This is a genomic window from Streptomyces phyllanthi (assembly GCF_009377205.1).
Taxonomy (GTDB): Bacteria; Actinomycetota; Actinomycetes; order Streptomycetales; family Streptomycetaceae; genus Streptomyces; species Streptomyces phyllanthi.
In genome coordinates, this window is sequence record NZ_VJZE01000886.1 from 1 (window position 1) to 1515 (window position 1515).

The following is a 1515-nucleotide window of genomic DNA, read 5'->3' on the forward strand; positions in this document are numbered from 1 at the left end:
CCCCTACCCTCCCCCAAGTTCCTCGGCTTCGCTCGGACAGGGGGGACCCCCATCATCCCTTCCCTGGGGCTGCCGCCCCCAGGCCCCCCGCTTCGGCCCTGAACGGGCGTTGTCCTCAAACGCCGGACGGGCTGGAGGGGGCTGGACTGGGGCAGCTCGCCCCCGTTCCGGTTAACCGTCCCCGTAGCCCGTAGCCCGTAGCCCGTAGCCCGTAGCCCGTAGCCCGTAGCCCGTAGCCCGTAGCCCGTAGCCCGTGTCGTTACGCCATGTGTGCGGTCTTCTGTCGTTCTCGCGGTGTTCTTTCGTTCAATGCGTCACTATCAGGGCCGTGTTGAGCACCGGAGCGCTGCGGAAGCATCTGTTGGCTGCTCGGCTTGCGGGGGTGGTGGGCACCACGCGGGAGGAGAGCCTGCGTAGTTATCGGCTGTTCGCGGCTCGGGACCCTCGGGTGTTGATCGGGCTGGATCCCGAGGGAAGCTGGGGGCAGTCGGAGCTGATCGCGTTGATGGCGGAGAAGTGTGGGGTCTCCGGAGATCCGGGGGTTACCTCTGGGCCCGATCGCATTGATCCGGAACGGACTTTGGCGGCCCTGGACGCCTTTGCAGAACGTCTCGAGGAGGTCGCGCGGCGTCGGGCGCCGGTGCTTCTCGGTACCGGGCATCCGCACCGGCTGCTCGGCTTCTACGGTGCTCTGGCAGACGCCTTGTCGGCGGCGGGGTGTGAGATCCTCACCCCCGCGACGGGTAGACGTGTCGACATAACGACCCGGTTCGGTCTACGTACGCACAACCTCGACTACGTACGAGGAGTCGCGCTGGTACGCGAACCCGGCGCTCGGGGCTCCGGTTGTGAGACCGGCGCGCACACGCATTCGCCGCTCCCGGTTCGTACTGTTCTGGCAGCCGCCGCGGAGGGTGGCGGGCCGCTCCCGGAGCTTGTCATCGGGGACCACGGCTGGGTCTGCGGGGCAGGTCAGCTGGGGTTCGAGACGATGGGGCTCGCCGATACGGACGATCCCGCTCTCTTCGTCGGACAGGCAGAGGGGCTGGTGTCCGTCGTCGTTCCACTTGATGACGCTGTGCGGTCTGATTACTACCGACCGCTTACCCGCTACGTACTCAATCGAGCGTGTCTGTCACAGTAAGGCGCCGATGGCATCCCCTCTTCCCCACTCGCATCACCCGCCCCTACATTGGGGAGTGAGCACGCAGCGACGAAGAGTCACCGGAAGGGGAAGCCGGTGGCCGTCGAGTGCGGAAGGTTCAGGTGTGTCATGGCTGCAGCTGGCGAGAGGCCTCTGAACGAGGTTCAGTTCCTGACCGTGGCGGAAGTCGCCTCGGTGATGCGAGTGTCGAAGATGACCGTGTACCGGTTGGTGCACAGCGGTCATCTGCCGGCGATCCGGGTGGGGAGGTCCTTCCGGGTGCCGGAGCAAGCGGTCCACGAGTACCTCCGCGAGAGTTACGTGGGGGTGGAGACAGCCTGATGGCGTCCAGGGGTTGAGGGGTCGTCGGA

General features: G+C 66.5%; 2 protein-coding genes. Both read left to right on the top strand.

Going from position 1 to position 1515, the window contains the following annotated elements; genetic code table 11:
- The first annotated feature begins 328 nt into the window (after positions 1-328).
- Positions 329-1144, top strand: coding sequence for a phosphatase (locus FNH04_RS45870; protein WP_322725765.1), 816 nt, complete (start codon positions 329-331; stop codon positions 1142-1144).
- 129 nt (positions 1145-1273) lie between these two features.
- A complete protein-coding gene (locus FNH04_RS45875) occupies positions 1274-1486 on the top strand; it encodes a helix-turn-helix domain-containing protein (protein WP_004984898.1) in 213 nt (70 codons plus the stop codon).
- Positions 1487-1515 lie beyond the last annotated feature (29 nt).